Below are 4,559 nucleotides of genomic sequence, written 5' to 3'. Positions count from 1 at the left end.
TGAACGGGTCAGTGTTTCCAGAACATCAAGAGCCTGTTCCCCAAAGTCTGGTTGTGAAACCAAAAGATTATCTGTATCTACCCCTAGATTTTTAGCATATACTACATCCAATGCATGTTCAGCATCTATAAATGCACACACCATATCTTTTTTCTGTGCCGAGGCGATCGTCTGCAGTGCAAGCGTGGTTTTTCCTGATGATTCAGGACCATATATCTCTATAATACGCCCTTGAGGGATACCGCCTATCCCTAAAGCCATATCTAACCCTAGTGACCCTGTTGATATAGACTCGATAGGTTCAAACTCTTTATCTCCCAGTCTCATTAGTGTACCTTTACCAAACGTTTTGTCAATTTGTTTGATTGCCATGTCCAGTGCTTTTTGCTTGTTTGCATCCATTGCCATTGTCATATCCTTAACCTTAATGTTGAATTCTAGCACCATTCTAATACGTTTCGTACACAAGATACAAAAATATGTCAAATTGACATGTTTTTTATATAATTCACCAAAAAGTTACCCCAAATACAAACAATGATAAAATACATCTATACTAAACAAAGTGAGTACCTTAGCCTATGAACCCAATCCAATTAGCTCATTCCCCTGATGCAGACGATATTTTTATGTATTTTGCTATTAAATTTGGTTGGGTTGATACCAAAGGCTATACTTTTGAAAATATTGGGCTGGACATTGAAACCCTCAACGTGGAGGCGATTAAAGGCACCTATGATGTCTCGGCCATCAGTTTTGGTATGTACCCACTGATAAAAAATGAATATGCCCTGCTGCGAACGGCAGTCAGTTTTGGGGAAGGATATGGACCGAAACTCATACGACGTAAAGACAAAAAGCTCAAACGTAATTTTAAAGTAGCCCTTTCTGGAAAATATACAACCAATGCCATGCTTTTCAGAATTTATTACCCTGACGCAAGACCGGTTTATATGGATTTTCTCGAAATTGAAGATGCAGTTGTCTCTGGTAAAGTAGATGCCGGGGTCCTCATCCATGAGTCCATCTTGGATTTTGATGAAAGTCTGGAAGTGGAAAAAGAGATATGGGACATTTGGGTGGAATTAGCGGGAGAAGGATTGCCCCTGCCTCTTGGTGGTATGGCTATACGAAGGAGCTTGCCGTTAACCCGTGCTATAGAGATAGAGGATATTCTGATAGATGGGGTTAAAGTGGCTAACGATAAAAAAGAAGAACTCTGTGCCAAACTTGAAGCAGACAATCTCGTACGTATCTCAGATGAAATGCTTAAAAAATATCTTGATATGTATGCATCGGATGAATCTGTTGAACTCTCTGACCTTCAACTTAAAGCACTGGACAAACTATATGACATAGGCTTTAAACATGGTCTATGGGAATCACCTATCAAAACGGTAGATTATTTAATACCTAAAGAGTACGAAGCATTACGGAACAGCTAAATGTTTTTTAAAACCATAGACTTCTCCAAATACTCCAGTATTAAGGTGGGACAACCCACTCAAGTACTTATGAGAGAAGAAGGAGATGTGATTCCTAATGACAGATACCTCATCGGAGGTGCAAACAACCTGCTTGTATCCCCTGCACCTCCTCCACTTATGATGCTCTCTAAAGATTTTTCCACTATCACACAAGAAGAAAATATACTAACTATTGGCGCAGCCATGCCTACAGGACGTATAGTCTCTTATGCCAAAAAACATAACGTTGCGGGTTTTGAATTTTGCTCCAAGCTTCCTGGTACACTGGGAGGTATGCTTGCCATGAATGCAGGGGTCAAAGAGTATGAGATATTTAACATTTTACACTCCATCAAGATCAATGGCAAGTGGATCTTAGCGAAAGAGATAGAGCATGGTTATCGTTTCGCTAAACTAGAAGGTATCGCCACGCATGCCAGGTTTAAAATACACCATGGTTTTAACAAAAAGCTCCTGAAAGATCTGCTCAACTTACGCTCTAATCAACCTCATGAACCAAGTGCAGGTTCAGCATTTAAAAACCCTAAAGATGATTATGCGGGACGACTCATAGAGGCCGTTGGATTAAAAGGGGTAAGACAAGGTCAAATGCAATGGAGCAATGTGCATGCCAATTTCTTGGTTAATTTAGGTGGGGGAACATTTGAAGAAGCTAAGTCTCTTATAGACTTAGCGAAAAATGAAGTTTTAAATAGATTTGATATCCAATTAGTAGAAGAAATTAAGATCCTCTAATAAAAAAATCTATTTTGCTTTTTTTGATCCATCAAAAAGTACAGTATCTTCACCTAAACAACGTACACATCTAATATAGTTAGACTCACTAGGGTTTCGTTTATACCTATGTGCATCTGCAGCATACACAACATAGTATCTATTCTCTGTTGCCGGTGTAGATGACCAAAAATCAGAGCCCTTAGAATAAACAAATGGATCATCTTGCGCATTATGCATATACATTAATTCTTCTGACGTAGGTAATCTCCAATCACTATATCCAGAATAATTCAATGTACGACAATAATTCCTAGCATGACTAAGTGTACCTGCTTTTCCTACAGAATGTCCACGTTTAGTGGCTCCAATTTCAGCATCAGTGTAGGCTTGATCCTGCCACATAAGTTTTGTATCGTTTTCAACATATACATTATTTGTTTTACAAGGGGCAGAGGATATCCCAGCAACAGGAGCTAGAGTAGCACCTTTATCTCCTCCAGCCATTAGTAAAGTTGTTAACATAGAAACACATGCAGCTATAAGTACTTTTTTCATTTTTTCTCCTTAGTTATCCAATATTATTCAATATCATAATATAAGATTCATCAAACCAAGCTAAATTTGGAAGATTATCTTAAATTATATCACATACGGCAATAGATTATGCATGTATTTCTATTTTTACACCTTTTTCAACTGCACGCCAAAGTTTATCCATCCCAAGATTTGGTACAGCCATACATCCCTCGGTCCAATCACGTGAAAGGGTATAGTTATCACCTCTTCCATCAGCATTCCATTTAGGTTGTCCATGGATCGTAATGTAGCCACCTGGATTTACACCTTTCGCACGTGCTCTAGCTTTATCTTCCTCGCTAGGGTAAGAGATCATAAGAGACTTATAGAGTCTGGAATCACATTTTTTTCTCACAATACTATAGGAACCTTCTGGTGTTCTATAATCACCTGCTTTTACTTTATTACCACCATTGGCTCCACCATTAGCACCTAGAGAGATACGAAACTCTTCAACAACTTTACCATCTTTGTAGGCATACATCATTCTTTTTTTCTTATAGACAACGATCTTGTCTATCTTATTATTATGGTCTATCTCTGCTCCTTTTGACAATTCCCTGATGCACTCTTTCGTTGCATACGGTGTTTTATCAAGCTTTCCATAATAGGTATTATCGCCACAACCAACGATGAACAGTGATATAGTTAACCCAATCATACTCAATTTTATTTTCATTTTTTTCCTTTGTCTAACAAGATCAACCCCAATCTTCATTTTGGCGTTTAGATTTATGTTTGTCTTTCTTATAAGACGTACCATTTTTTAACTTCTGCAGTCGATTCAAATTGCTCATCTCTGCCTCACGTATATCAGAAAATTCTTTATCTGTAAATACCTCTACCACACAGGTTCTTACATGAATACGTACTATATACTCTTTAAGCTGTTGATGATACTCTGATTCAAGATGCACTTCTTCTTTCTCATCAAACTTCTTTTTAAGTTGCCCAAATTTTACCACAAAATCCTGCGCAAATACATTTTCATCTCGAAACATACGAAAAAGATTTTTACTTATTTTCTCTAATTCTATTATATATTTTTGACGATTGAATTTATCGATCTGTTTTTGTGTATATCTCACAATGTCCCTTTATCGTATAACAATAGGTACACCTTCACGTACAGCATACCATAACTCTTTCATTGCAGAATTTGTCACAGCCACACACCCTTGCGTCCAATTTTGAGAAAGCGTATAGTCATCCCCTTTGCCATCTGCATTCCATGTAGGTTGTGCATGAATCGTAACAGCTCCCCCCGGGTTTACACCTCTTCTGGCCGCACTGGCTTGATCTTCTGGTCGAGGGTAAGAGATACAAAGAGAGCGATAATATTTAGGAGAACAAAGTTTTCTTGAAATCCAAAATTCACCTTCAGGTGTTCTGTTGTCTCCTTGTTGCTGCTTATGCCCTACAGGATTTTTGCCTAAAGAGACAGGAAGAGTACTCTGGACCTTCCCATCTTTATACAAGTACATTTTACGTTCTTTTTTAACAACAACAATTTTATCTATACTTTCACCTTGAGAAAAATCTTCAGCTTCCAGTAATTCTTCTTTACATTCTTTTAATGTATACTGATCACCTTTTACTTCAGGCTCACTACCACAACCAGTCAAGAACAATGCCGCCATTAAAAATACATAAATATATTTCATTTAAACAGATAATCCTTTAATAATATAATATATATTTTAACACAAATTAGATAATGGTAAATCAATAAAGTTTGAAAAGTGCATAGTAAATAGGCGGGGAGGGGCGATAAACACC

General features: G+C 37.6%; 7 protein-coding genes. 2 read left to right on the top strand and 5 right to left on the bottom strand.

Annotated elements, in window-relative coordinates:
* The coding region (locus ABYK33_RS13950; RefSeq protein ID WP_373033893.1) for an ATPase domain-containing protein at positions 1–408 on the bottom strand (408 nt) is incomplete at its 3' end.
* Between the two features lie 173 nt (positions 409–581).
* Between ABYK33_RS13950 and ABYK33_RS13945 the strand changes: the two genes are divergently transcribed.
* Together ABYK33_RS13945 and ABYK33_RS13940 are read left to right on the top strand one after the other, a co-directional pair.
* Positions 582–1,445, top strand: coding sequence for a menaquinone biosynthesis family protein (locus ABYK33_RS13945; protein WP_373033892.1), 864 nt, complete (start codon positions 582–584; stop codon positions 1,443–1,445).
* Complete coding sequence (locus ABYK33_RS13940) at positions 1,446–2,222, top strand: UDP-N-acetylmuramate dehydrogenase (protein WP_373033891.1); 777 nt, start codon at positions 1,446–1,448, stop codon at positions 2,220–2,222.
* A gap of 9 nt (positions 2,223–2,231) precedes the next feature.
* On the opposite strand, the gene ABYK33_RS13935 is transcribed toward ABYK33_RS13940, so the two are convergent.
* The 4 genes from ABYK33_RS13935 to ABYK33_RS13920 form a co-directional block, all read right to left on the bottom strand.
* Positions 2,232–2,759, bottom strand: coding sequence for a DUF1566 domain-containing protein (locus tag ABYK33_RS13935; protein WP_373033890.1), 528 nt, complete (start codon positions 2,757–2,759; stop codon positions 2,232–2,234).
* A 106-nt stretch (positions 2,760–2,865) separates the two neighbouring features.
* Positions 2,866–3,459 (bottom strand): murein L,D-transpeptidase family protein, encoded by a 594-nt coding sequence (locus ABYK33_RS13930; RefSeq protein ID WP_373033889.1) that lies wholly within the window; start codon positions 3,457–3,459, stop codon positions 2,866–2,868.
* Between the two features lie 22 nt (positions 3,460–3,481).
* Complete coding sequence (locus ABYK33_RS13925; protein WP_373033888.1) at positions 3,482–3,868, bottom strand: hypothetical protein; 387 nt, start codon at positions 3,866–3,868, stop codon at positions 3,482–3,484.
* Between the two features lie 9 nt (positions 3,869–3,877).
* Entirely contained in the window at positions 3,878–4,444 is a 567-nt protein-coding gene (locus ABYK33_RS13920) for a L,D-transpeptidase family protein (RefSeq protein WP_373033887.1), read from the bottom strand.
* Positions 4,445–4,559 lie beyond the last annotated feature (115 nt).

The sequence above is a fragment of the Sulfurovum sp. genome (assembly GCF_041562805.1).
Lineage (GTDB): Bacteria > Campylobacterota > Campylobacteria > Campylobacterales > Sulfurovaceae > Sulfurovum.
Note: the sequence above shows the minus strand (reverse complement) of the source record. Positions and strands in the feature narration are given on the sequence as shown.

Excerpts from the sequence above, each read along its gene's own strand:
- ABYK33_RS13930 (WP_373033889.1), bottom strand. The coding sequence starts at position 3,459 with ATGAAAATAAAATTGAGTATGATTGGGTTAACTATATCACTGTTCATC.
- ABYK33_RS13935 (WP_373033890.1), bottom strand. The coding sequence starts at position 2,759 with ATGAAAAAAGTACTTATAGCTGCATGTGTTTCTATGTTAACAACTTTA.
- ABYK33_RS13940 (WP_373033891.1), top strand. The coding sequence starts at position 1,446 with ATGTTTTTTAAAACCATAGACTTCTCCAAATACTCCAGTATTAAGGTG.
- ABYK33_RS13945 (WP_373033892.1), top strand. The coding sequence starts at position 582 with ATGAACCCAATCCAATTAGCTCATTCCCCTGATGCAGACGATATTTTT.
- ABYK33_RS13920 (WP_373033887.1), bottom strand. The coding sequence starts at position 4,444 with ATGAAATATATTTATGTATTTTTAATGGCGGCATTGTTCTTGACTGGT.